This window comes from Domibacillus sp. PGB-M46 (assembly GCF_022668875.1).
Lineage (GTDB): Bacteria > Bacillota > Bacilli > Bacillales > Domibacillaceae > Domibacillus.
In genome coordinates, this window is record NZ_JAKGCR010000001.1 from 374,494 (window position 1) to 400,393 (window position 25,900).

At 47.2% G+C, this 25,900-nt stretch carries 15 protein-coding genes and 3 riboswitches; of the genes, 6 read left to right on the plus strand and 9 right to left on the minus strand.

Annotation, left to right across the window (positions count from 1 at the left end; all coding sequences use genetic code 11):
- Nucleotides 1–7: 7 nt before the first annotated feature.
- A riboswitch (cyclic di-GMP riboswitch) is annotated at nt 8–91 on the minus strand.
- A gap of 324 nt (nt 92–415) precedes the next feature.
- The gene (locus L2D08_RS01745) at nt 416–1,324 is read right to left on the minus strand and encodes an SGNH/GDSL hydrolase family protein (protein WP_242231987.1); all 909 of its coding nucleotides are present in this window, start codon (nt 1,322–1,324) and stop codon (nt 416–418) included.
- A gap of 141 nt (nt 1,325–1,465) precedes the next feature.
- Here L2D08_RS01745 and L2D08_RS01750 point away from each other — a divergent pair, with 141 nt between their 5' ends.
- Together L2D08_RS01750 and L2D08_RS01755 are read left to right on the plus strand one after the other, a co-directional pair.
- Nucleotides 1,466–2,125: an ABC transporter ATP-binding protein gene (locus L2D08_RS01750; RefSeq protein WP_242231988.1), complete on the plus strand. Its 660-nt coding sequence runs from the start codon at nt 1,466–1,468 to the stop codon at nt 2,123–2,125.
- Complete coding sequence (locus tag L2D08_RS01755) at nt 2,122–3,444, plus strand: ABC transporter permease (RefSeq protein WP_242231989.1); 1,323 nt, start codon at nt 2,122–2,124, stop codon at nt 3,442–3,444. The genes L2D08_RS01750 and L2D08_RS01755 overlap by 4 nt, the downstream gene beginning before the upstream one ends.
- A 133-nt stretch (nt 3,445–3,577) precedes the next feature.
- Here the strand turns inward: L2D08_RS01755 and L2D08_RS01760 are convergent, their stop codons facing one another.
- On the minus strand, nt 3,578–5,932 hold the full coding sequence (locus L2D08_RS01760; RefSeq protein WP_242231990.1) for a phosphodiester glycosidase family protein: 2,355 nt from the start codon (nt 5,930–5,932) through the stop codon (nt 3,578–3,580).
- Between the two features lie 221 nt (nt 5,933–6,153).
- Here L2D08_RS01760 and L2D08_RS01765 point away from each other — a divergent pair, with 221 nt between their 5' ends.
- Nucleotides 6,154–8,208 (plus strand): methyl-accepting chemotaxis protein, encoded by a 2,055-nt coding sequence (locus L2D08_RS01765; protein WP_242231991.1) that lies wholly within the window; start codon nt 6,154–6,156, stop codon nt 8,206–8,208.
- Here the strand turns inward: L2D08_RS01765 and L2D08_RS01770 are convergent.
- The 3 genes from L2D08_RS01770 to L2D08_RS01780 all read right to left on the minus strand — a co-directional run bounded on the left by L2D08_RS01770 (nt 8,198) and on the right by L2D08_RS01780 (nt 9,935).
- On the minus strand, nt 8,198–8,338 hold the full coding sequence (locus tag L2D08_RS01770; RefSeq protein ID WP_242231992.1) for a hypothetical protein: 141 nt from the start codon (nt 8,336–8,338) through the stop codon (nt 8,198–8,200). The two genes, L2D08_RS01765 and L2D08_RS01770, sit on opposite strands and share 11 nt — an antisense overlap.
- A 38-nt stretch (nt 8,339–8,376) precedes the next feature.
- Nucleotides 8,377–8,458: riboswitch (cyclic di-GMP riboswitch) on the minus strand.
- A gap of 483 nt (nt 8,459–8,941) precedes the next feature.
- Nucleotides 8,942–9,334: a Rok-like winged helix domain-containing protein gene (locus tag L2D08_RS01775; RefSeq protein ID WP_242231993.1), complete on the minus strand. Its 393-nt coding sequence runs from the start codon at nt 9,332–9,334 to the stop codon at nt 8,942–8,944.
- 196 nt (nt 9,335–9,530) lie between these two features.
- Nucleotides 9,531–9,935 carry a Rok-like winged helix domain-containing protein gene (locus tag L2D08_RS01780; RefSeq protein ID WP_242231994.1) on the minus strand — a complete coding sequence of 135 codons (405 nt, stop codon included), beginning with the start codon at nt 9,933–9,935 and terminating at the stop codon, nt 9,531–9,533.
- A gap of 855 nt (nt 9,936–10,790) precedes the next feature.
- Here L2D08_RS01780 and L2D08_RS01785 point away from each other — a divergent pair.
- Nucleotides 10,791–11,396, plus strand: coding sequence for a TetR/AcrR family transcriptional regulator (locus L2D08_RS01785; RefSeq protein WP_242231995.1), 606 nt, complete (start codon nt 10,791–10,793; stop codon nt 11,394–11,396).
- A 382-nt stretch (nt 11,397–11,778) separates the two neighbouring features.
- On the plus strand, nt 11,779–12,501 hold the full coding sequence (locus tag L2D08_RS01790; RefSeq protein WP_242231996.1) for an SH3 domain-containing protein: 723 nt from the start codon (nt 11,779–11,781) through the stop codon (nt 12,499–12,501).
- 55 nt (nt 12,502–12,556) lie between these two features.
- On the opposite strand, the gene L2D08_RS01795 is transcribed toward L2D08_RS01790, so the two are convergent.
- Entirely contained in the window at nt 12,557–16,618 is a 4,062-nt protein-coding gene (locus L2D08_RS01795) for a pectinesterase family protein (protein WP_242231997.1), read from the minus strand.
- 1,082 nt (nt 16,619–17,700) lie between these two features.
- On the minus strand, nt 17,701–19,296 hold the full coding sequence (locus L2D08_RS01800) for an S-layer homology domain-containing protein (RefSeq protein ID WP_242231998.1): 1,596 nt from the start codon (nt 19,294–19,296) through the stop codon (nt 17,701–17,703).
- Between the two features lie 27 nt (nt 19,297–19,323).
- A riboswitch (cyclic di-GMP riboswitch) is annotated at nt 19,324–19,407 on the minus strand.
- 143 nt (nt 19,408–19,550) lie between these two features.
- Here L2D08_RS01800 and L2D08_RS01805 point away from each other — a divergent pair.
- Nucleotides 19,551–20,558: an S-layer homology domain-containing protein gene (locus L2D08_RS01805; RefSeq protein ID WP_242231999.1), complete on the plus strand. Its 1,008-nt coding sequence runs from the start codon at nt 19,551–19,553 to the stop codon at nt 20,556–20,558.
- Nucleotides 20,559–20,719: 161 nt separating this feature from the next.
- Here L2D08_RS01805 and L2D08_RS01810 read toward each other — a convergent pair whose 3' ends face one another.
- Nucleotides 20,720–21,460 carry a hypothetical protein gene (locus L2D08_RS01810; protein ID WP_242232000.1) on the minus strand — a complete coding sequence of 247 codons (741 nt, stop codon included), beginning with the start codon at nt 21,458–21,460 and terminating at the stop codon, nt 20,720–20,722.
- Between the two features lie 5 nt (nt 21,461–21,465).
- Nucleotides 21,466–25,245, minus strand: coding sequence for a DEAD/DEAH box helicase (locus tag L2D08_RS01815; protein WP_242232001.1), 3,780 nt, complete (start codon nt 25,243–25,245; stop codon nt 21,466–21,468).
- Nucleotides 25,246–25,900: the final 655 nt, after the last annotated feature.

Consider the following 25,900-nt stretch of genomic DNA (forward strand, 5'->3'; position numbering starts at 1 on the left):
TTTCCTCCCTGGCAGCTGGCTGGCATACCCAAACGGCTTAGCCCCTATAGCTTTGCGTCTCTGCATTTCTACAGATTTGCCTTTTCAAATTAAAGCAGTCGAAACTGCCTATCTTTATATCGGAGAATCTTCACCGAACTTAAGCTCGTTTTCTATCTTTTTTTGCATTCACATGAAAATGTAACTACAAGTAAAGGCTTAGTTCTTTTTTGGGCCGAAAAATAAGAATCAGGGCCGGAAAGTGCTGCAGCCGGGCCGGATTCTCTTTTTTCCGGCCTTAGTGGCCCATAATCCGGCCATAATCAACTTTTTCCGGCCATCCCGTATAAAAATCCGGCCGTTGCGTGCTGTTTTCCGGCCATAAAAAGAAGGACTGTCTCATCAGCCAGTTTCCTAGCTTAGAGACACCCCCTTTTTAACGGCTTAACACCCGATTCACAGACTGATAAATCATATCAGCGCCTTTTGGCGTTAAATGCGTGCCCGAAGAGTCGATTAACCCCGATAGGATCAACCTCTGATCGGTCGCGCCACCGGCTGCCAGATTCATGTTTTGATAGTTATCAATCAACGTCACTTTTTTTTCCTTGGCCACTTTGCGGATGATAGCATTGTAAGAATCATTCCACTGCCGGGCGCCATTGTATTTTTGGTACAGCTTCTCGTCATAGCGTTTATAAAACACTCCTTGAACAACAGGCGGTGTCGTCATCAGCACAACACGAATCTTCTTCGCTTTCAGCGTATCGGTAAAGTAGCGGATATTCTGCTCAAACTTTGCCTTGGAAACGCGTGCCTGCCCGTTGGACCGGATCACGGCATCATTTGTTCCAAACATAATGGTAACCACATCCGGACGCTTGTTTAACACATCCTGCTGAAAACGGTCACGTCCCATTACCGACGTGTCACCACCAATCCCTGAATTCACAACGGTATACGTCTGCCCGAGCTTTGCAGCCCATTTTGCCGCCTGCGGATAAGACGGATTCTGCTTCCAGTTCGTTCCCTGCGTATTACTGTCGCCGAACGTAACCACGATCGTCGATTTTGCCGTTTTCAGCTGGCTGGACGGGACGTATGCCCTGCGGTTTTGAAAGAGGATCTCCGACCATCCGCCAGGCGCCTGCCCGTAAACGGATAAAGCAGTATGTCTGGCCAGCGACCCGATGATTTTCGCACGCGGGCTTGCATTCTCCCGTACCGATAAAGAAGAGGCAATGACCTTTGCCGGCATTGGCTCGGCTGCTTTGGCTGTATTGCTGAACACTGCCGCGAGTGTGAAAAACAACAGCACAGCAGCTAGTACATGATATTTCTTCAAAACAACTTCCTCCAGTTACTAGTATAATAGTCTCCAATAAACGATTATACCATATTTTATGAACTAGGATGGATAGGACTGGGAAATTTATAACACTTATGCTAGCATGCTAGCATGACAGAATCTATAGGAGGTTATGACATGATTACGCTTCGCCGTGTTCAAAAAGCATTTCAAACCGGCAGCAGCAGGCAAGACATTTTGCATAGTGTGGACTTACGGATCGATCCAGGAGAGTATGTCGCCATCATGGGAAAATCCGGCTCTGGAAAAAGCACACTGCTGAATATACTCGGCGCGCTCGACTCCGCTGATTCAGGTGAATACATACTAGCCGGCAAGCCTGTTCATAAAATGCGGCAGTCGAAACGGACTGCCCTTCGAAACACCGAAATCGGCTTTGTTTTTCAGCAGTTTCAGCTTATTCCGAATCTATCTGTTTATCAAAATGTGCTTCTCCCCCTTACATACGGACGAAAAAAACTGGGAAGAAAAAAAGCGCGGGTTCTGCAGCTGCTAGAGGAAGTAGGACTAGCCGATAAAAAAAAGCAAAAGCCTTCCCGGCTGTCCGGAGGGGAAAAGCAGCGGGCTGCGATCGCACGGGCGCTCGTGAATGAGCCGTCGATTCTGCTGGCGGATGAACCGACGGGAAGCCTGGATGAAGCAACAACTGAAACGATTTTGCAGCTGTTTGACCGCGTTCATCAGCAGGGCACGACAATTGTGGTCATTACCCATGACCAGGAAGTGGCAGACCGTGCGCAGCGGGTCATTCATTTAAAGGATGGTGCACTCGCATGAGACTGGGAAATGCATTAAAGCTCGCCTGCTTCGGTCTTTGGGCGAATAAATTTCGTGTCCTGTCCGCCATGATGGGCATTGTGATTGGTCTTTTTGCGGTGATTGTCCTTATTGCCATTGCCGTAGGCGTAAAGGATACGCTGCTGAAACAGATGGGCAGCCTCGGCGCCGAGCAAATTCTCGTGATGCCAGGCCGCGTCTTGGATTCCGCGAATGGGCAGAAAGACTTTTTAAGCGGCATTACAAGCGTGCCCAGCACGTTAACGTATGAAGATGCCAAAGCGGTAGAAGCAGTGCCGAATGTAAAATCTGTCATACCGCAGCTCGAAACCGTTTCGAAAGCAGTATATGAAGAGCAAAACGTCCAGGCTGTTCTCGTCGGCAGCACTCATCAATACAGCCGTGTTCAGCACGCTGACCTGGCAGAAGGACGCTTTTTTACAGAGGAAGAACAGCAGTCGAAGAAAAATGTAATTGTCCTTGGCAGCAATATTCACGATGCACTGCTCGGAAAAGCAGCCGAACCCCAGTCTGGAAGCACGGGAATCCCGGCTCCTCAAGAGAAAACGTGGTGGCAGCGTGCCCTCGATTCGTTGATGGCAGGTACCGTTGTGTCTGCCGAAGAAAAGACGCTGGTCGGCCAAAAGCTCACAATCGGCGAAAAGGAATACACCGTCATTGGTGTACTAAAGCCGAATGCCACACTTGGATCGAGCACTGATAATAACGTCATTATGCCGATTGAAACGGCGCTGGCCAACACGGATATGAAGTATCTTAACAAAATGATCGTCGAAGCAAACAGCACCGAGGTGATTGATGAAGTAGATGGTGCGGTGTTCTCCGCGATCAAACAAAATCATAAAGAAATCGATTTTAGTGTGGTCAAGCAGGATCAAATGCTTGGGGCCATCGATAACGTGACCGTGATTTTACAAGTCATGCTGCTCGGTATTACGGCTGTTGCGCTGTTTATCAGCGGTACCGGCATTATGAACGTCATGGTGATGTCTGTGAGGGAACGCACCCGGGAAATTGGCATCCGCAAAGCGATCGGCGCCACCACCTTTGAAATTATGGCCCAGTTTTTCTTTGAAACCCTCCTTCTTTGTGTGATTGGCGGATTATTCGGCACTGGGCTCGGCTATGCGTTTATTGAACTATGGAATCAATACATTGAGGCGTTTACGCTGACGCTTCCTCTCTGGGCCATCCAGCTGGCTCTCGGTTCTACGGTTGTGATTGGCGGTTTGTTCGGCATTTATCCTGCTCTCAAAGCAGCACGAATGAAACCGAGCCACGCGCTTCGGTTTGAATAACAAAAACGGGCTTATCCAGCTGGATAAGCCCGTTTTTTTAATGATAAGCCGCTTCCTGGGCCGGAATTGTCACAGTTGAGCCGGAATCTCCTTCGTCTGGGTCGAAAAAAGTATTTTCCGGCCCAACATAACGTTAATTTGTTTTTTCCAGTCCCCGGTTTAAAAAGATACTGAAGTCAGCACGCTTGATCGGTTCACCCGGCCGGAACGTGCCATCCGGGAAGCCCTGCGTAATACCCGATGCAGCGAGTGCATTCACGGAGCTGTACGCAAACGTGCCGGCATTATTGTCCGGGAAATAATTCCGGTTCGCTTCTGGAAGCTTAAGCGCCCGTGCTAAAACGGCAGCCATTTCAGCCCGTGTCAGCTTTGCCTGTGCATCAAACGTGCCGTCTGTCCGGCCAAACATAATGCCGGCCTGTGTGACAGCGGCAATGCTTCCATAAGATATATACGTCTTTGGCACATCGGAAAAGCCTGGATCTTTCACACCATCCGCCGGCAGCTTCATCGCACGCTGCAGCATGATCGCCGCCTGCACGCGCGTTAAGGTTTCCTGCGGTCCAAACGTACCGTTCGGAAAGCCGCTGATCACGGCCCGGTCTACAAGTGACGCAATATCGCTTTCCGCCCGGAAGCCCGCCGGCACATCACGGAATAACTCTTCTTTATATGAATTGCCGTAGACCACTTTTAAGGAGTCCACATAAACGCCCGGCTTCGAGGAGGAAAGAGCGGACACCTTCGTCCAGCCTGCCTGCACCGGTACGCGTACATTCTTCCAGCCGTTCCATGTTACCTTTCCAAAAGACGCTTGATGAGCCGTTCCCTTTGCATCAAGGAACGTACCGGTCACTTCCGCCCCGTCCGTCTGTCCGTATACACGCAGGCTGACAAATGACGGACTGCCAGATAGCGCGATCGGTTGGACCGGCTGAACCGTGCCGTCTACTTTCAGAGAGCGGCTTCCGTCGTAATAAAACGTACTGACAGATGGAACCGACCAGCCGGCGCCTTCAAATGAATCAAGCACACTCGCCCGGCTTTCCGGCGGCGCTTGAACGGTAATCGGCAGCTTTACCTCGGCTGTTCCTTTTTTAACCGAAACAAATCCAGAACCTGATCGAGCAGCCGTAAAGGTTGTGCCGGATACCGTTCCAAGATCAGATGTAATTGTCACATTATCCACTTTCACCGGATTGCCGTATTCATCGATGATCGACTCAATCTTCACATCAACCGATTCCCCGATGGCAAGCGGCGCATCCGATAACAGGCTGGCGTTGATGGTTGTCGGCACACCCTTTGGCGCAGTCGTAATGGCCATTAAAAAGGTTGATACCGGCCGCTCGCCCCATGGGTCAGACGGCTTGTTTTGAATCGTTGCTGTAAAATCACCCGGCTCGCGCGCAAGCATCGTGGTCGAGCCGCCGCCGTCCATATTAAGCGCCCGATCGTAACCGAGTGACTGAATATAGGCGGCAAATTCGGATAAACTCATACCGGTGCTGTAGCCCGGCTGGCGTCCATCGACCGTAATAAACGCTACTTTTTCGCCCGTTTGATCAATCGCCACAGCCGTACGCGGCGCCCGCTCCCGTGCTTTCGGGCTGTTTGGGTTCATCGTCAGCGCCACTTTCCCGCCTTTGATAAGCAGCGGCCCGCTGCCGATCATAAAATCGGCTCCCTTCCATTTCTCATCCACATCGACCGACACGGATACGGTATCGCCGATTTTCATGCTGCGGAGTGCTTCTGTCTCGGTTCCATGCGCGGACAGAACAAAGCCATTCTTCGGAATCACCGCCCCTGCCGTTTGACCATATGGACGAAAGCCCGTTACTTTCCCGGTTAACGTGCCGCCAAACTGAAGCGACGGATCACCAGCTCCGGCTACGATCACTTCATAGCCGTACGGATTGGTCGTCGTTACACCGGATGAAAAATTAGGTGTATACACCATCGTCGTATTCGGGTAGCGCTGCCCGTTATGGCCCGCCATCATTCCGGTCGTTCCATTGTGTGCGTATGTAAAAGTCGTAGAATAAGAGTCAATCTGTCCTTTTCCTTCTTTGTTGATGCCAAAGGCGATCATCTCGCTGACAAACTCATTTTTGCTTGTTTCAATCATGCCGCCGTTCACCAGGTAGTTGTCGATAGCGACAAAATAAAGCGGCATCGGCTCCCGGTTAAAAAATGAACCGTTAATCGCCCCGATCACTTCATGCCCTTCCCCGCTTGCCGCAAGTGCCTGCTTGGACGTCTGCACCAGCTTATTGAGCGGATTTGGCACCCCCGCCTGCACTTTTGTGTACGGGTCTGTCGTATCGATTTCCATTACGCGGACCGACTGGGGTACGGTTCCTTCCTCTACAATTTCGGTATACGTTACCCCATTCGAAACATCAAATTCATCTGTAACTGCCGCCTGTGCCCACGTTGGAAACAGCAGCATCAGTGCGAGCAGCCCTATCCTTACCTTTTTCATGGAAAACCTCCCTGCTTTTTGAAACTAGTATAGCATAAGCAGATTGGGAGAATAGCGGTCTTCCAGAAGAGAATGTAAAAAGTCAAAAAAAAGAGAAAATCAAAAGAAAGTATTGCTTGACCAGGAAAATTAAACTATTCTTTTAAAGGCATGTCTCAGTTTCAAGAGAAAATAAAGGTCATTTTACCTATATGTACACTGTTAGAAAGAAGGTTATCTGCTTGTCCATACAACGAAAGATTATTAGTTTGCTTGTTGTGCTAATTGTTTTACTTCTCGCGTGCTCCAGTTTTCTGCAATGGATCGAGTCCCAGTCCTTGAAAAAAGAAATGGATGCCGCTTCTGTACACATGAATGAAAACTCTCAAAAAAGTGTTGAAGAAGAACTGACCGAATTAACGGCCAATATATCAAACCACCTCCTCTCGCTTGAAGAGCAGGTGGATAAAACCATGTTAAATGCGGCCTATACTCTTCAGCAGATAGATACCGCACGCGGACTGACAAACGCGGATCTTGAAGCAATCGCCAAAAAAACCGGCATGACAGATCTTTACCTGGCAAACCGGCAGGGGGTGTTTACGCAATCTACGGAGGAAGCCTCACTTGGGCTGAATTTATTTTCGTTTAACAAAGCGTACCGCTCGGTTCTTGACGGAAAAACGCCAGTTATTGCAGAGCCGCTTATTTTAAAGCAGGAAACGATGGAAATCTTTAAGTTTATGATTGTTCCAAGAGCGGATGGACGCGGCGTACTCGAGGCCGCCATGAATGCCGATATTTTTGAGGCATCCTTAAAAACCTATATTCATAAGGGAAATGGGATAAAAGGCATTTACCTGCTCAGTCCGGACGGCCTTGTTTTAACAGCAAATACGGCAGAGGGTGAAAAACCGCTTTGGAAACAGGGAGACACCATCCAAAACGACAATATTGGAGCCGTACTGAAAAGCGGCAAGCCGCAGCTGCATGTAAACCAGCAAAGGGCGGATATTTTTTATCCTTTGGTAAAAAATGAAAAAACAACTTACGTGCTGTCTGCACAAATCGATACAGCTCCTTATTTCGCCAATGCTTCTATTGCCGAAAAAGCACTCAGTGAAGTCGAGCAGTCACTGAGAGATAATATTATTCAATCGATCATCAGCACGATTATCATAGCCTCACTGTTTTCTGCCGTTTTTATCTGGATCGTGAGACGGACGTTAAAGCCGCTTCGCGATATAGCGGATCAATCGGAAAGGATCGCCGCAGGAGACTTGCGGACAGAAGGTACGGTTCTGCACAGCGAGGATGAAATCGGGCGCCTGTCCGCTTCATTCAGCAAAATGACCGGGCAGCTGCGCCATGTGATTACCCAGATCTCTGCACATACCGGGCAAGTAGCGGCTTCCTCCGAGGAGCTGACGGCCAATGCTGAGGAAATGAGCAGCGCATCTGAACAAATTTCCTCAACGGTAGCCAGTGTGGCAGCAGCTGCCGATGAACAGCGGCAAAGCGTTGAGAACATGTCGCGGACGGTTGGAGGCATGTCAGCCGGCGTAGGGCAAATCGCCGAACGATCCAAGCAAATGCTGCACAGCGCCGGTGAATCCCTTTCCAAGTCGCAGGAAGGAAGCACGGCGATTCAAACAGCCGTGACCCAGATGCATACCATCCAGGAAACCGTGCACGAAACGGCTTCTGTCATCGAAGAGCTCGGCAGGCGTTCCCAGGAAATCGGCACATTCACAGAAGTCATTACGACGATTGCCGGCCAGACGAACATGCTGGCACTGAATGCAGCGATTGAAGCAGCCCGGGCCGGCGAGCATGGCAAAGGCTTCGCAGTTGTCGCTGAAGAAGTACGGACGTTAGCCGAGCAGTCATCCGAATCGGCTGCCCGGATCAATGGACTGGTTGCCGCTGTCCAATCCGAGATCACCCGCTCGGTTCAATCGATGAAACGAGTGATCAGCGAAGTCGCAGCAGGAATAGAATCCGTTCATCATTCCGGCGAGTCTTTCCAAAGCATTCACGCAGCTGCCCGGGAAGTATCGGATCATATCCACGCGGTCTCCGCCTCTGTTAAACAGCTTCAGTCCGGCACCGAGCAGGTTCAAGAAGTGATTCGCCTCGTCACCTCTCATTCGCATGAAACGGCCGCCAGTACCCAGCAGGTCTCTTCTTCAACCGAAGACCAAATGGCCGCCATGCAGGAAATTTCATCGTCTTCTGCATCACTTGCTTCCATGGCCGAAGAGCTGCAGGCTTTAACGAGTACCTTTAAAGTATAAAAAGAAAACCGCCCTGCATGCCGGGGCGGTTTTCTTTTATATAGCAGCCCCCTTCATCCAGCGTTTTAAAGAATTTGATGCCTACCCATTTAAGCGGCGTCCAGATCTCTTTCATACTGTACAACGACATAATAAATGCCTTCCTTTATACGAGTGTCCGAGATCGTATTCGACAACTGGCTGGCATAGATTCCCGTTAGCCCCTGTAGTTTTGCGTCATCACTTTTCAACGATTTTGCCTTTTCGCACAATGCTCGTAGTGTCCTTATTATAAAGAAAAAACCGCTAAAAATACAGGCATATTCACTCGAAAAATTCCTACAAACCGCGTCATAAAAGGTTTTTTGTGCCCTCTCTAAAAACACACTTTTGACCTATATTGCTAAAAAACGCTTATGTTTTGAATGATATTTATTTAATATAATTTAGTTTTCTGCCACCCTAGGAACGATACGCTGCATACATAGTAAATACAGGATTTCACAGAAAAAAGACTTCCAGAACCCGTTCACAGGATGAAAGAAAAACTAGAAAATGGCAAAGAGCTATATCTAAAAAGGAAATAATAAACAGCTCTTTTTCCGGAAAAGAAGGGTTTATTGGCAGTTATTTTGCCTTACAAGTGAATGGTTCAGTCCGCTTATAAAAAACAACGCCGCACTATTTATATAAAGTTTCCATTCCACTCGATCCTCAACACGAAAAAAAACCGCCTCATGTAAAGGCGGCTTTCTTAGTCTACTCCATATTCATAAATATATAAGCCGCGGCCCAGCCGTACAACGCGGTCATATTCGGGCTCTAATGCTTTCATAAAGGAGCTTATGTTTGAAATCCGTTTGCCGGTTGCTCGTTCGACAAACTCCTGAATTTCCACTGCACGAACCGGTTCCTTTCGTTCTTTTAAATAAGCAACGGCTATCTCCCGCAGCTCATGCACATTTTCTCTCGGACGGCGGCTTACTGCATGCTCCTTTTCTCTGCCCTCACTGTTTTCCAGCTCTTGCAGCCTTTTTAAAAGCGTGTCCCGCTCTTCCTGCAATACTTCTAGCACCTGTGCTTCGGCTTTATCAATTTGGTTTAGTCTCGTTTTAATCGCCTGCTGTTCGGTAAATCTTCTGCTCAAAATAGATCCCGTTCCCTCCTAGGAAATGACCAATGATATTTATTAACCTTTCATATTGTTCCATATTATACTATAAATGAGCGACTTTAGGTCTATTTATGCTACTTAAAAATAATAAATTTCTTTTTGTTGTTTCGCAACTATATACTCTCATTTTGTGCACTTTTCTCCATCACAAGGATTACTTTTCTGTACCCTACACGTGCAGCAGCGCTTTCTCCTCGTACACATACAAGCCACGCCCGAGCTTGCGGACCTCCTCGTGTTTTGGCATCAGTGCATTCATAAATGCGCTCATATTGTCAATATGGTGGCCGGTCTGGTCTTTCACAAACTGCTGAACCGCAAAACCGCGGACAGGACGTTTTTCCTGTTTTAAATACGCCACAATCAGTTCTTGCAAATAACCTACATATGCTGACCGCTGCCGTTTCTTTATACTGCCGGCTCTCTTTCTGGCATTTGGCAGCTCAATCATCTCCAGTCTGAATTCCAACTGCTTTCGCTCCTGATCAAAATGCCGTTTAATTTCTCTTTCTGTCTGGTCAATTTGCTGAAGCCGGCTCTGAATTGCTTCTCGTTCCCCAAATGCTGCTTTCATCATTGCATCTGCCTTTCTCTTGAATAAAAAATATATTAATTATACATGTTTAAGAATATACAAGCTTATGATTCTTTTTACCCAAAAAATAATTTTAAAAAGCGAATAAACGCTTCAAATGTGTTTAAAATTTGACAAGTACAGTCACATTTCTTGCTACTGTATACCTGTCTGACACCTGATTTCTTTCCTTTCCACTGTCGGTATAATCTCCTTTTCGCTTTTTGTTCTGTATCGTATCTTTATTGTACCACCATAGTTCTTTATAGAGAACAAACTAAATAGAAAATAAGACAAATCACTTTTTAAGAAAAGAATCACAAGGTTAAATTATTTAAACGGTTTTTATGAATACAATACTTTACTGATGGATTCTCATAATATGTGCAGAAATACTAGATCTATTAGTTTGATGCCGAGAAAAATATAAGTCTATTATCCTACAAAAATCAGAAAAAGCCATCTTTTTCTATCGACAAATTGTGACGGGGTCGTTTTATAGAAGAGCCCGCAGCAATATAATGCGACCGTGCCGTTCCTTGCTAAGGCTTATTTAAAGAATATCTACACACCCTTTATTCCTTAATATTTTTAAAAAACTCTTATTCTCATTTTTGTCGTAATTTTCTACAATCCATATCAACAAGGATAAAAACTGATCTTACATGGAGACATTTGTTCCATACTGGTAATATCTATCCTGTTAATATCCGGAAGAGATGGTTTTATGTATTGATCATTTTCATTTTTCGGTTCCTAAACCCTTTTAATACCAGTTTGTAATAAATAATCCTCTATTGTATGATATTTGTGCATGTACTAGAGAAAAGAGAAAGCAATTAAGGAGAGAAAGAGATGGCGCAACGAGGAAGAAAAAAAGGTTCTGACGGAGAAGCGAGCCGTGCCCTTCTATTGCGAATCGCTGCGGATGAATTTGCAGAACATGGTTACTATAAAACAAAAATTAGTACGATCGTACGGAGAGCGAACGTAACACAACCGACATTTTACTTATATTTTAAAAGCAAGGAAGCCATTTTCAAGGAGCTGGAAGACTTGTTTCGTACAAAAATCTCCTGTCTCACGCTTGGCAGCCTGCTGGACGAAGGAGTCGATGGTTCAGCGCTTCCTGACCGAATCGAAGAGGCTCTCACGAAGATACTTCAATTTTTTGTGGATTATCGCAGCCTTGCCCAGATTGGATTTTGCACATCTATATCTGCAACGGAGGTAAAAACACAGATGGCTGCAAAAATTGAAGCCAACCTTTCAGAAAAGGGCGTGGCTGGGTATTTTCACACGAATGTAGATATGAGCATTGTTGCCGGCGGGCTGGTCGGCATGATTGAAAGACTGACAATCACAAAGCTATGGACAGGCGAAAAAACAGCGCCTGAGCTGGCGAAGGAAATTGTTGATATTTTGCTGTATGGATTAAAACGAGAAATAATTGTTCGCTGAATTGAATAGAAAAAGAAGCGGCCTTTTACCAAGGCCGCTTCTTTTCTATCTTATTCAATGTTTGCTATTAAATCAGCTTTCATTAAGAATCGTTCTCGGATCTGCGCCATTTTGTTACCTTTGTATATCCAGTTTTCTCCTCCCTTTATCTCAGAGAGTACTAGATGACTTTGAAGAATAGTATACATATCATTTTTTATTATATATAGATAAAAAGGCTGTAAATGCCATTCCCGAATGAATGTTTTTATTGATGATCCGTTTTTTGGATGTTTTGTCGTTTTATCCAGCTTCTAATGGAGTGAATTTCTTTTATTTCTTTGATCTCTTTTCGTTTGTTTTCACGTATACTGTACCTATCAACCGTAAAGGAGAACAGTGGATGAACAGAAAAAAAATGGTTTGTCTCGCTTTTGCTTTCATTTTAGCGGTCTCTGCCCTGTTTGGATTTCATCCTGCCCAGTCTGAAGCGGCCGCGAGTGCAAAGGTTGGCTATGTCAGTATTACCAGCGGCGTCCTGAATGTCCGGAGCGGTCCAGGAACGAACTACAAAATCATCGGTACACTGAAAAACAATGTGTCGGTGTCTGTTTACTCGCAGTCGAAGTCAGGCTGGAGCCAAATTGGCTTTAAAGGCAAGCGCGCTTATGTGGCATCCAAGTACCTGCGTATGTACAGCTACTTGATGGACAAAACAAAAGTCTACACATACAAAGCAAACGGCAAGACATTTAAAAGCACGTATGTAGGCAAGTATAACGGATGGGACGAGTGGCAGGAAACATTCCCCGGCAGCACCTACCTTTTATATGAAAACAACAAAGGGCTTTATATTGGCTGGCGGGAATCTGAATACTATATGGAAATTGCTTATCCAATTAAGGTAGGAAAAACGTGGGATGACGGACTTGAAGGCAGCGGGGTGACGTATAAAATCACGGGCACCGGCGGCATTCTGACGACGGCAGCCGGTAAGTTTAGAGGCGTTGTTACCGTTAAATCAAGCGAAGGCTTTGTCAGCTACTACGCGCCTAATATTGGATTCATCAAACAAACCTACAATGGAAAAACCATTTCTGAATTGATAAAGATCACAACAAAATAAACAAAAAGGAGCTGTCCCGACAAGGGCAGCTCCTTTTTGTTTATTCAATCCATGCTTATTGCTTTGTTAAAATGCGGTATAAAATCGCACTTGTTTCTCCCCGGGTTGCGTTTGCAAGCGGATCAAAGTTTCCATTGTTGCGGCCTTTGATCAAGCCGGCACGGGCAGCGATCTGGATTTCTTCTTTGAATCTTGGGCTAATCCCACTCGCATCTTTAAAGACAATCGGCGGTTCTGTGCTTTGAATTACGTCCGGATCTCCTACTTTCATGGCACGGACGATCATAGCGGCCATTTCCTGGCGTGTGATCACCTGGCCCGGGTGGAAGGTGCCGTCCGGGAAGCCGCTGACAATGCCCATTCTCCCTGCGGCTTCAATATAAGCGGCAGACCATGCCTGGCCTGCGGTTACATCCTTAAATGTACCCGTCAATTCGGTTGTTGGGATATTCAGCATTCGGGCAAGCAATACCGCAAATTGCGCACGCGTCACGGATTCATCCGGCGAGAACGCCGTGTCCGATGTTCCATAGACGATAAAGCGGGAAGCCAGCTGCTCAATCGGTGTCTTCGCCCAATGGGACTGAATATCATCAAATGTCCGGCTGTTTTGGAGGACAGCGAAAGACGTCAGCTTTCTTGTTTCGATCACCCATTCGCTGTCTTCAAGCTTGCCTCCTGCGTACTGCCATTGATCGGTTTCTTCATTATATGATGCACCAAACTGGGCTTCCTGCGCAGCAGCGGACACATGGCCCCCCATATTTATCGCAATACGCATCGGTTCGCTGACAGACGTTACTGTTTGATTTGTCTGGCTGTCTGCAACCTCGATGCTCAGGATGTTTGATGTAAATACGGCATCGGTTTTCTCATCTTGCGCTTCTTCCGTGGTAACGGTGACGGTTGTGTTATCGTTTGTAGCCTCGCTGATGGCAAGAAGGCTTTTCACTGGAATCGTGACAGCAGCCCCGTTTATGTTCAGCGTTACATCTTTTTCAGCCGTTTTAATGATATCCCATGCGGCAGATGTAAATATGAACTTAGTTCTTGGTGTTGCTTTTGGCGCCGCCAGCTCGATTGTATTGCCCGTTTGATCGAGCATATCCTCTGTCACTTCCACTTTTACCGGCTCTCTGTCTGTTGTCCATTGGGCATACAAAACAAGGGTTTCTGTAACTGGCTGTGTGAAGTCAAAGGCATGTTGTCCCTGTTCATCTGTATACCAGCCGGCGAATGTGTAGCCTTCTTTTGCTGGATCAGCTGGTTTTACCGCTGTTTCCTGATCATGGACCGTTTGTGTTTGAACAGCGGAACCGTTGTCTGCATAAAAGCTTACTTCATGTTTTACTTCTGCTTGCTCGCTGATATAATGCGGCACGGTTTTTTGGGCTGGGTTCCAGCCTTCAAAAATACCCGGAACAGTCAATTCGCTCGCTTCGGCGGCGGTTAATTGCCTCGACCAGCCGACACGGCTTTTGGCGTTAGCGCCTGGTCCCGTACTGTTATACTCCGCGTAGCTCGCCTGCTCATGGTTCAGTTTGCCGGACCATTCTGACCAGCCCTGCGCCATGATATGAGAATCCATCCATGTGTTAATAAATGTAGTGTCGGCATAGTTTTTCCATGGTCGTCCTAAGTACACCTTTGTCGCGGAATCCGCTTTTGTCAGACGGGAGTTTAAAAAGACAAGACCCGGATCACTTTCTTTTGCCTGGGCGGCTGCCGTTACATACCCGTTCGTTCCTACACTGCGTATTTCACTTCTGTCAAAGACAACGGCCGGTGCCTCACCGAAGATAAAGTCGACGTCTCCTTCGATATAAGCATCACGGTAGTACTGTCTGCCGCTGCCTGTATATAAAGTATCCTGATGGCCAAGGATATTGACTTGCTCAAATACCGCCTGGTCACTTTTCACCGATAGCGCGACTGCCGTCCCGTATTCAGAACGAGGCGCCCGGCTGTTTAAAATCGTCAGGCTGGATGCGGTAAAATAATCGCCCGTTATGCCGACCGTCTGGCTTTTAAACGTGCTGCCAACATTTCCGGACTGGCCATTTGTGCCGCCATAATCGTCCCATTCAATGATTGTTCCAGTGCGGCTTTCCCCGGTAAAGCTTACGTACGGCTGTGTAACAGCTACTTTTTCCTTATAAAGACCGTCTTTAATGGAGATGACCACACGCTTTGAGTTGTCGGCTGGAATAGAATCAACAGCGCCCTGGATTGTATCGAAGTCTCCTGTTCCGTCTTTCGCCACCTGGATCACCTGAGCGGCTTCTGCTGCCTGCTCATCCGTCGTGCGGCTTTCCCCTTTTTCATCCGAAGCCGACACGACATAGTAATACGTTTTTCCTTCTGCAGCTTCACGATCTGTGTAAGAAGGAGAAGTCAGCTTTTCGGCTATTGCTGTATACGGCCCACCGCTCGCTTCGCTTCTTTTCACCGTGTAAAAAGACGCTCCTTCACTTTTATCCCATGTTAATTCGACAGATTGATCACCCGTTTCCGCTTTGAAACCGGCTGGCGCTTTTGGCGCTCCGGCTGTTTCTTTCTCCGGTCTTCCTTTTACCTGGTCTGAAATCATGCTTTCATTTGTTCCATGAACGGCTGTTACAACGTAGTAATAGCGGCTGCCATTTTGAACCTCTGTGTCCGAATAAGACAACGAACTTGTTTTGCCTAGCGTTGTATACGGTCCGCCGTCTGTTGTGCTTCTTTTTACGATGTAAGCATCAGCCGAGTCAGCCGGGCTCCAGGCCAGGTCCACCCGCTGATCTCCGGATTGAGCCGTCACGTTTGCCGGGTGCGGCTGCGGGGTGGCCGGCATAACAGAGATGGTTTCTGAATCTGATCCCTGTCCGCCTATGCCATTCGCCTGCACTTTGTAATAGTAGGCTGTGTCGTTATTAAGACCTTTTTCCCAATAAGAGGGGGTCGTAACATTTGAAGCAGCTTCCACAAAGGGCCCGTCTGGTGACGTACTGCGCTTGATTGTGTAAGAATCCGCTCCCTGTACGGCTTCCCATGACAGGTTAATAGATGCATTTCTTGATGAAGCGGAAATGCCTGCCGGTGCTTGTGGCAATGGAACAGCAGAAGATGGTGTTACGCTGACCGCAGCCGATCCCGTCCCTTCTCCGACCGAGTTCACGCCGCTGATTTTATAATAATAGGTTGTTTCGTTCTGTAAGCCTGTGTCGCGAAATGCCAGATCGGTTATATTCGATTGAACCGTCGTATAAGATCCATCTGGCGATGTGCTTCTTTTCACCGTATAGGAAGAAGCATTACTTGCCGGGTTCCAGGAAAGCTTCACCTGCGTATTGCCTGCTTCAGCAGTTACCCCTGCCGGCGCCGCTGGCACAATGGATGGGTTGTACACTTGAATATTGTCTACGTAAAGTGTTGAGACCGAACTGTTTCCGGTATTGATATCAATATTTCCAAAGTCCGTGACTTTCTGGTTGAATGGCTCGCCGCGCAGTTCGGCTGTGCCTCCTCCGCTCACAAACACACTGTATACTTCACGCGTCATATCTACTTCGAGTTTTACGTGATACCATGTGCCGGCCTGTATAGATGGCAGCAAAGAAGCGGTTGTTCCATCTGCTTTTCGATAAACAAGCCCTTTCCCGTCCAATTCAAGTGAGGCAAGAGCCGTGTTGATCCCTGCGTTTGTTAAGCGGAACCGGGTGCTTGAACCCACTTTTTCCGCCATAAAATCAAACTCCGTGATAACCGTTTTCCCTGCTGTCTGTGGAGTAAAGCTGCGGTTGTAGATGCGGATCGCTCCGCCTTTGTCCGCTGCCCCATCCTGATTGTCATACAGCTTGATCGCTCGATTGCCTTCGCGCAGCGGATCGCTTGTAATCTGTGCATAATTATCTTGTGGATTATAGATCCATGCTGCTCCTTTATTGCTGCTTACTAATACATTGTAGGAGCCTAAGCTGGTACTTGCTGCATCTGTCGGGTTTAGAGACCAGGATGCTCCTTCAAAATCATCATTCATCAAATGAGTATCGTCAGCCTGGGCTGTTGTTCCCAGATTTCCAGATACAGCTGACGCAACTAAAATGGCACTTATTGACCATCGTGATACTTTTTTCATCATTTTACCCCTTTCCCACAACTCAGCTTCTATCTTTTGAGTATGAAAAGAGCCTTCTTTTTAATGGAATTCTTTTCACTTACTGGCTGGTTATATTATGTATAAAGAACAAATTGCTCTTTCAAAAAAATGACAGAACTAATAGTATCTTATAAAGAACAAAACGTCTACGATTTTTCTTTATTTAGAACAAATTGGCTGACAACCCTTGTTTTGTTTTTCCTTTATCAAATTGTTAAAAAGTCTTTTACATTCCTAAGTTACCTTTAACAGGAAAAACTCCTCACCATTGTTTTGTTCTCTTTTTTTGAGAACTTTTTGATTTTGACGCAGTACCATATTCCTATTTTCAATAAAGGAGAAGGAAGGATGAAAAAACTTGTTTGTGTTGCTTTGGCTCTTATTTTGAATCTTTCCGCTGCATTCGGCCCGCAGCCAACGCAAAGGTCGGCCACGTCAGCATAAATAGCGGTGTACTGAATGTCCGAAGCGGCCCAGGAACGGGCTATAAGGTTACTCGTTCACCGAAAAATAATATGTCTGTGTCATTTTATTCACTGTCTAAAATCGGCTGGAGCCAAATGGGCTTTAAAGGAAAATGCAGCTGTGTTTCATCGAAGTGCCTGCGCATGTACAGCTACTCAATGAATAAAACGAAGATGTAACTATACAAAATATACAAAACAAAGGGTGAGATATTTAAAAGCACGTATGTAGGCAAGTACAATGGCTGGGATGAGTGGCAGGAAACCTCTACCGGCAGCAACCTACCTTTTGATGGAAACAATAAAGGGTTTTAGATAGACTGGCGGGAGTCTGAATACTACACAGACTAATTAAGGCAGGAAAAACGCGGGATGATGGAATCACGTATAAAATCACTAGCATCGGCGTTGTCACTATTAAAGCAAGCGAAGGCTTTATCAGCTACTATGCGCCAAATACAGGAATTATCAAACAAACATACAATGGAAAAACGATTTCTGAATTGATGAAGGTTAAAAAACAAGCAAAAAAGGAGCTGTCTCATATTAGATAGCTCCTTTTTTCATGCTTACTAAATTTCAAATGGCTTTTATATCTTATTCAGCAGCCTGTATGTTATGGAAGAGTACCGCAAACTCTCCGCGCTTAACGGGATCTGCCGTACCAAAAGCCGTAGCTGTTTTTCCTTTTGTAATACCGTTTGCGACCATCGCCTTTACCGATGCTTCATAGCGTGCTGGTACGTCTTTGAACGTCAGCGTCTCTGAATTACCAGACAGCTTGAATGCACGTGTTAAAATAATCGCTAATTCTCCACGTGTGAGTGTTTGGTCTGCGCCAAACGTGGTGGCTGTTTTGCCAGAAAGAATACCGGCTTTCACAAGCGCATTTACCGCTTTTTGGGCACGCTTGGGCACGTCTTTAAATCCTGAATCCGGTGCCGCGTCAAGCTCAAGCTTTAACGCTTTTGCCAGCATGACCGCTGCATCAATCCGTTTAATCTGCTGATCGACCCCAAACTTGCCAGCGCCAACACCGGATGTAATACCCTGATCTACCATTGCCTGCACAGCCTCCTGGTAGCGGTCTGGTACATCAGAAAATCCCGCTGCTTTTACGCTGGCTGCTTCAGTTGCATCTGCTTCTGTTGTGAAATCCATTTTTACTGTATTTTTTAATGGAACACCATCTGTACCTTGAATATCCTTTCCAATGTAAAGCGTGTATACTGTACCTTTTTGGTATGGATGAAGTGGTGTAATGGTAATCGATTTTGTTTCCTCTGAATATGTGAATGTGGTTTCTACAAGGCTTCCTTCTGCATCCATGACGACAATATCAAGCGTTGATAGTGTATTTGCATCAATACTCTTGCTGAACTTAATTGTCCAGCCTTTTGTAAGCGAAATATCCTTTTTCGGCGCTTTTTCCTTTACTGCTTTATCAGCCTTGATTTCAGCTTGAATCTCTTCTTCAATCTGGCCAATAGAAGCTAGTACACTTTGAACCTCCTGCTTTAGGGATGCAATACGAGCTTGACGTTCAGCAACGGCTTCTGTATCAGCACCTTTTGATGAAAGAGACGTTACTTGTTTGGTAAGAGCATTTAAGCGGTTTTCAAGTGCCTGGAATTTCCCACGGTAGCCCGACTGACCTTCCAAATCTTTTTCTACTTCTTTTTCCTCTTTATCCTCTTCTGAGATTGAATTGTCGTTGTTTCCAGTTTCTTCTCCCGCCAACTCTGTTTCTTCAGCAGAGTTGGTGCTGGCTGTGATGATTTCCTCAGTATCCGGAGCTTCCTCTTCTGACGGTGCTTCTGCTGGAGTTTCCTCTTCAGCCGGGGCTTCCTCTTCTGATGGTGCTTCTGCTGAAGTTTCCTCTTCAGCCGGGGCTTCCTCTTCTGACGGTGCTTCTACCGGAGTTTCTGCTGGCGTTTCATCGCTTTCTTCTTGCTTTTGTTCTTCTTTGATTTTGTTCATTTTTTCTTTGTATTGAAGCAGTTTTTCTTCAATTTTATCAAGCTGCTTATCGATTGATTTAAACTGCTGCGCTTGTCCCTGATTTTCTTTTTTGCTCGCAAGCGCGTTGTATGGCGTGCTTTCCACCTGAGCCGCAAATGTGATTCCCTCTCCCGAAAACATAACGCCTGCTGCAAGCACGGCTGCAACGGCTGGTGTCCATTTTTTCTTCATTCCCTGTTCCTCCTTCGGTCTTTAGGGTATGGCAGCTGGCTGGCCTGGCACATCGCTTTAGCCCCTGTAGCTTTGTGGCACCGCATTTCTACGGCTGTACCCTACCAGGTTTATCGGCGGATTTTTTTAAAAGTAAATAAAGGATTAAAAAAATAAATAGAATTCTTCTACTTTATGAACTGGATGAGTTTTACAAATTTATGGAACGAGGTATAGTTTTATAGAATAGGCTAAAAAAGAATGGAGGGAATAAAATGAAGAAATTCGCTGCTTTGTTGACCAGCTTTTTTGTAACTGTCTCTCTTTGGAGCCATTCAGCCCAGGCCACTGCCTTCCCGGACGTACATCCAAATGAAAAAGCGTATGAAGCGGTAGAAGAAATGGCCGCCCGCGGACTGATTTCCGGTTTCCCGGATGGAACATTCCGCCAGAACAACCCGGTAACCCGCGCCCAGAGTACGATTTTTTTAGGGCGTGTTCAAGGCATTGACGGCTATCAAAATGCAAGGCTTCCGTATTCTGATGTTGCCCCGGGCCAGGCCGCTTTTCCGTATATCGCCTACTATGCTTACCAGAATGTATTCGAACTCGGCAATCGTTTTTATCCGGACGCAAAGGTAACACGCGCAGAATTGGCCCGCACCGTTGTGAGAGCACTCGGATTAAGCGGAACCCCTGATGTGCCGTTTACCGATGTACCTTCTTCTCATCCTTACGCTTCCTATATTAATTCGCTTGCAGCCAATGGCCTGACAAACGGCACAGGCAGTAACCAGTACAGCCCGGACGGCATTGTGTCGCGCGGGCAGATGGCCATTTTCATGCTAAATATTGATAACTTCTTAGGAACAGATGAAAAGCCGAACGATACGATTGATCCTTCCTTTGTTCCGAATGCCATTGAAAAAGCGATTGGACAGCTAGTAAACGAGGAGCGGGCAAAACACGGCCTAGCCCCTGTGAAACTGGCAAACGATGTCAGCTTTGTTGCGCGGACGAAATCAAAGGATATGCACGACCGGGGTTATTTTGCCCATAACTCCCCGACATATGGCAGCCCGTTTGATATGTTAACAGACTTTGGACTTCATTATATAACCGCTGGCGAAAACATTGCCGCCGGTTATGCGGATGCAGCAGCCGTGATGGAAGGCTGGATGAACAGTCCCGGGCACCGAAGCAATATTTTAAATCCGGATTTTAAAGAAATCGGCGTTGGCGTTTACAACCGGTACTATACTCAAATGTTTATTACAAGGTAAGGCATAGAAACCTCCTTGTTTGGGCCGGAAAAGCTTGCGGGATGGGCGGATTTTCTTTTTTCCGGCCATTACGGACGATAATCCGGCCCTGATCCGCTTTTTCCGGCCATACATGCTAGTTTCCGGCCATAAAAAAGAGGGCTGTCTTAAAGACACCCTCTTTACTCGTCAGCCGGAAGCCACTTTTCGCGCCATTCCAGCCGCTCTTGTTCTTCGATTTGTTTTTCAAGCGCTTCGTCCCAGCGCTCCAGATGCGTATTCCAGACACGTGCGTAAAAAATATCCTGCTCCTTATTATACAGCCGAAACTCCAGGCAGGAAACGTGTGAAGTAAACCGTTCTTCAAAATCGGTCACTTCTGATACTGGTGTTTGAAATTCTTCGTCTGCCCGTTCCGTATCTTCTTCCGCTAGTGCCTGCAAGAAGCGCTCCGCTGTCATCTCCCGTTCGGCCGGGTAGCGGTAAAGCGGATCTCCTTCTTCCTGCTCTTCGGCTGCCGGCCAAAACTCGTCGTGAACCGGGCTGTAGGTAAGAGTCGTTTCTTCCTCATCCATCTCTTCTTCAACAATGCCTTCTGCCAGCTGCGCCTGGCCTCGTTCGGTCAGCTTGTAGCCTTCTCGTTCCATCCGGATGGAACCGCTCCGCAGCATTTTTTGAATCAAATCTTCAATAAACAGCTCTTCGACGAGCAGCATTTCAGCCAGGTTTGCCGCCCGGCGGATATCGGTTTGATTAAACGCGAGCAGCAGCATTTTCATTAAAATATCCATCTTCAGCCGCTTCACCCGTTTAAACGTGACGGCATAAGTGATGACCGGCAGCTGCCATACGGCTGACTCTTTGATTTCCACTGCCGGGTTTTCGAGCAGGTTTGCGCGCAGCTTTTCGATTGTTTTCTTCATTCTGCTTATCCTCTGCTTTCTTCAAGCACGCGTACGCCGTTTTGCCGCCCGGCTGTTTCTAATACGTGCTTGTACATCTTTCTTGTCGCAGCCTGCTTCGTCCGTTCGGTAAACATTTTCGTACTGCCGACCAACACAAGCAGCTCCCTCGCTCTTGAAAGGGCAACATTCAGACGGCGGTAATCGCGGGCAAAGCCGATATCGTCATGCTTGTTTTGATGATTGCGTACCATACTCAAAATAATGACGTCCATTTCCATGCCCTGGAACCGGTCCACTGTTCCTGTGCGAATCGTCAGGTGCTGCAGCCCTAACTCCTGTTCAATAAGACGGTTCAGCTTTTTCACCTGTTCGCCGTAAAAGCTGATCACGCCGACGCTTTTCTTTTCCTCCGCGTTCATTCGGCCGGCTTCTATCGCCTGCGCCGCTGCTTCATCCAGTTCTTTCAGCAGAGAACCGATTTCCCGCAGCTCCGCCGGGTTGTACAAGCTTTTGCCGCCTTTCATGCGTTCTTCAAAAAATGCCGGTTCATTCGGCATATCGAGCCACAGCAAATGATTGTTCCGGCGAATGAGCGGCGATTCCAGGAGATGGTCGCGCGCTGCATCCGAGTCCGGCAGGCCGCATTGAAGCCGGTCCTTTTCACCTTCATAAAACGGCGTAATGGTTTCCATAATGTTTTCGTGCATGCGGTATTGGATGGCGAGCATCGTTTTGTTCGTGTCCGGCACGCTTTTAAACAAACGCTCAAACAGTGATTCCTCAAGCAGCCCTTTCAGCTCCGCTTTGCCGGCGAACTCTTCCTTTTCTTCTGCCAGCTCCTGCAGCGTTTCTTCCAGCGTGTCGTTTCCTAAAAGCGGCGGCAGCTGGTGGTGGTCACCAACCAGGATAACTTTCTTTCCTTTCAGCATTGGCAAAAGAAGCTCCGGCGGCGTAGCTTTTGACACTTCGTCAATGATAACCACATCAAAAACCGGATAGCTGTCGATAAAATCCTTGCGCGCAGATGCCACACAGGTGGTGCCGATCACATTCGCATGCTTTACATACAGCTTGCGGATTTCATCCAGATCGTGATCGCTCGCTTCTTGGAGAAGAGACAGCCATTCCCCTTGAATGGACTGGAAAAGCGGCAGGCGCTGCCGTTCCTGCTTGAGTGATTCCCGCGTAAAAGAAAGACTCGCCATTTGCTTTAGCAGCTCTTCATGTTCCGCTTCTGGATTCGTATTCAAAATCGCTTGAAGCGGCGTCAATTCTTCATTCTTTTCTTGAATCGTATTTTGCAGTGCTTCTATTTGTGCTTCTGCTTGCGCACGGCTCTCCGTTGCTGCATCTCTTTCCGCAGCTTTTTGTGCTTGTTCACGCCGGTTCTCTTCCAACCGCTTCTTCGTTTCTTCGAGTTTCTGCTTTTTCTTTTCTAAAAGAAGCGCTCTTGTTTCCTGCTGGCCAAGTACTGCTTTCGCATTTGGAATCGGCTCGCCCAGTGACACCATCTGCCGGTACTTCTGTTCAAGTGCTTCAAGCTCTTCCCGCTGCCCGTCGAGGGTTTGTCGCAGTGCTTCATAAGCCGCTCTGTCCCCCTCCTGCTTTCGGCGCAGCTGCTCGAGCACATTCCGTTTTAAAAACAGAAAAGCATCCTGTGCGTGCTGCTTGTATTCTTCAAAAGGCTTGAATCGCTTCGCTCTTCGCCAGATTGAATGCCGCCGTACGTACAGCCCTTCTAAAAATGCGGCTCCACTCCTTGAATCGATATTCGTCCCGCTTTTTAACGCGGCTCTTAACCGGTTTAAAAACCCGTCGATTTCCTCTGCGGAGTGGGAAGAAGACGTTTGGCCGGCACGCTGCTGCAGCTCTCCAAAAGGCATGTTATATCTAGCGAGCAGCCCTTCCATATAAGAAACAGCCCTGTTTAACTGGTCATTGTATGCCTTCAGCTTCGTCAGCTGGTTCATTTCTCCGCGAAGGTGATCGAGTTCTTCCAGCAGCTGTACGATGCGCGGCGACCGTTCTATATTTTGTTCCAGCATCAGCCACTTTAACGCATCGATTCGTTTCACATCAGATGCTTTTCTATAAACGGCTTCTGCCTGTTGCAGCATTTGAAGATACTGCTCTTCCTCGGCGGCTGCCTCTTGAAGTGCCCGTCCTTTTCTCTCGATCTCTTCCTGGAGTTCTTCACAGGCTACTGCATGATGAAGGGCTTCGATTTCTTTTTGAAGAGCTTCCCATTCCCGCTGGATGTCGTCAAGCCCTGGCTCACTTGCCAGAAAGGCTTCACCCTTTTCAATAGAAGTTATTAATATACGGAGAGCCTGTTCGATTTCTTCCTCGCGCTTTTGCAGCGTCTGGATTTCGGCTTCTGCTTCCTGAAGCCGCTGTTGTTCATTTTGGAGAAAGGACTGTCCTTCTTCATATAAGCTCGCTGCTCGTTTTTTTTCGGCAACAGCTGCTTCTGCTTGAGCCAACAGAGGCTTCAGCTGTTCCTGCTCCCGTTCATTCTCCGCCCACTCCGCTTCAAGCTCTGCTTCTCTTTTTTTTCTTGCATCAAATTGGGCGGATACTTCATGAAGCGTATGATCCTTCCAGTACTGGCCAACGTTCTCTTCGATAAACTTTTTGCCTTCTTCTTCAATGCTTTCGGTGCGGCCAACCCGGAGAATACGGGTGTCTTTATTGGCTAACAGGCGCCCTAACGCATTGTCTACCGCCAGGTTGGACTGGGAAGCAACTAATGTACGCAGCCCTGCCCGTGCATTTTGCAGGCAGATTTCCGAAATGACGGTTGTTTTTCCCGTGCCCGGCGGTCCCTGAATCACATACAGGTCTTCCGCCTCCATCGCACCTGTTACCGCACGCCGCTGAAACTCGTTCAGCCGGTTATGAAACTGCAGGCTGCCAAGCTTTTTCGGCGGCTTGAGCGGCGGCTTTTTCTCAAATAAAATCCGCTCCAAATCCGGATTGGCCGCAAGCCCGTCCTCTAAATGCTTAAATCCCTGCCGCAGCCGCTTCACCTGGCTCAGTGTGGCAAAGTTGCTGAATACCACTTCTTTCTGTGCCGTAGTAAACTGCTGCTTCCGCGCGCGTTCCGCCATCGGGCCGCTCAATTCAATTTCGACCGTCCCGGCGCCGCGGTTTGCCCTCAGCACTTTGCCAGCATCCTGATCCATTCCTCTAAACTTCACACTTAAGTCTTTGAGCAGCTTCCATTCCTCTTCCTTGAGCCGGCAGCCGTTCAGCGTCACCCGGCTGAAGTCGCCGTTAAACGTCATTCCTGCGTAGCCCGCTGTGATGTCAGGAATATCGGCATCCCGCTCCTGGATCGTCAAATAGCCTTCCCAGCTGGCGATCCGCTTTTTCACATACTCCGAGCTTTCCTTTGCGACCGGCATGCCGTGAATGGCACGAATCAGATCAAGCGGCATTTCCCGCCGTGTTTCCTGAAAGGCAATGGAAGCCGGGCGGCGCCAGTTCGTCTGCACCGGCGTATGAGGGGCACGCGCCGTTACATTTGTTGCAATAAACCGGTCTTTTTCCGCCACGCAGTGCAGCACAATGACCGCGTTGTTGCTCGCTGCTGCCAGCCGTTTGTTTGCCTGGTTATCAAAAAACAGGGCAACAGAAAGAAGCCGGTCCGCAGACGGCGGATACTTTTCTATATAAACGGTAAAAGATGCGTCCAACGAAAAAAACGAGCGCTCCTCCAGCCCGAGCTCCCGCATTTTATCTTTTGCTCTATTCGTCAGCGTCAATGGACACCTGTATATTTTCAAGCTTGTTTGAATCATTGGTTCACCTGCTTCATTACATATAAAAGCTTGTTCTTCCATCCTTTCATTATAGCACAATTCGGATGCAATTTTTCAGGAAACCCGCCCCTGGAAAACCCTTTACCTGCCTTTTTGTTCACTTGTGTATAAAACAAAACAAAAAGCAGAAGGAACACCGCCCTTCTGCTTTTTCACAGCTGTTGATTACTGAATTTTAACGAGTTCCACCTTCGTGATGCCTTCAAAAATCGTGTTAATCAAACCAACGTTTGACGCATAGTAATCCACGCCGCCATCATCTACGTTACTTCGATGACGTTACGGAATGTTCCGGCCTTTGTTGTAATTTTTTTGTCGTAGACGTAATCTCGTATTTTTCATTCCTTCATACGTTCCACAGATTCCATTCAAAATATTTTTTGCCTGAGAATTTATACGAGTAGCTGTCCATATCATCGGAATCATAATAGTAGGTTTTACTTTTTATCCTTTACATAGCCCACAGGGACTGACGGTAACTCTACTTTAAAGTCATCATTTAACGCTCTTACCAGAAAAGCAGAGAATTGAGCCCGTGTCACCTTCACATTCGGATGGAGCGGCGGTTTTTTATAACAAAATACTATTATTACAGAGAAAAGGGGCAGATAGTTACACGTTTTATCAAATCATA

What these genes read in the sequence shown, in the direction of transcription:
- L2D08_RS01815 (WP_242232001.1), bottom strand. Translation starts at nt 25,245, where the DNA reads ATGATTCAAACAAGCTTGAAAATATACAGGTGTCCATTGACGCTGACG.
- L2D08_RS01755 (WP_242231989.1), top strand. Translation starts at nt 2,122, where the DNA reads ATGAGACTGGGAAATGCATTAAAGCTCGCCTGCTTCGGTCTTTGGGCG.
- L2D08_RS01780 (WP_242231994.1), bottom strand. Translation starts at nt 9,935, where the DNA reads ATGAAAGCAGCATTTGGGGAACGAGAAGCAATTCAGAGCCGGCTTCAG.
- L2D08_RS01810 (WP_242232000.1), bottom strand. Translation starts at nt 21,460, where the DNA reads ATGAAGAAAACAATCGAAAAGCTGCGCGCAAACCTGCTCGAAAACCCG.
- L2D08_RS01790 (WP_242231996.1), top strand. Translation starts at nt 11,779, where the DNA reads ATGAACAGAAAAAAAATGGTTTGTCTCGCTTTTGCTTTCATTTTAGCG.
- L2D08_RS01805 (WP_242231999.1), top strand. Translation starts at nt 19,551, where the DNA reads ATGAAGAAATTCGCTGCTTTGTTGACCAGCTTTTTTGTAACTGTCTCT.
- L2D08_RS01760 (WP_242231990.1), bottom strand. Translation starts at nt 5,932, where the DNA reads ATGAAAAAGGTAAGGATAGGGCTGCTCGCACTGATGCTGCTGTTTCCA.
- L2D08_RS01800 (WP_242231998.1), bottom strand. Translation starts at nt 19,296, where the DNA reads ATGAAGAAAAAATGGACACCAGCCGTTGCAGCCGTGCTTGCAGCAGGC.
- L2D08_RS01750 (WP_242231988.1), top strand. Translation starts at nt 1,466, where the DNA reads ATGATTACGCTTCGCCGTGTTCAAAAAGCATTTCAAACCGGCAGCAGC.
- L2D08_RS01795 (WP_242231997.1), bottom strand. Translation starts at nt 16,618, where the DNA reads ATGAAAAAAGTATCACGATGGTCAATAAGTGCCATTTTAGTTGCGTCA.
- L2D08_RS01770 (WP_242231992.1), bottom strand. Translation starts at nt 8,338, where the DNA reads ATGTCGTTGTACAGTATGAAAGAGATCTGGACGCCGCTTAAATGGGTA.
- L2D08_RS01785 (WP_242231995.1), top strand. Translation starts at nt 10,791, where the DNA reads ATGGCGCAACGAGGAAGAAAAAAAGGTTCTGACGGAGAAGCGAGCCGT.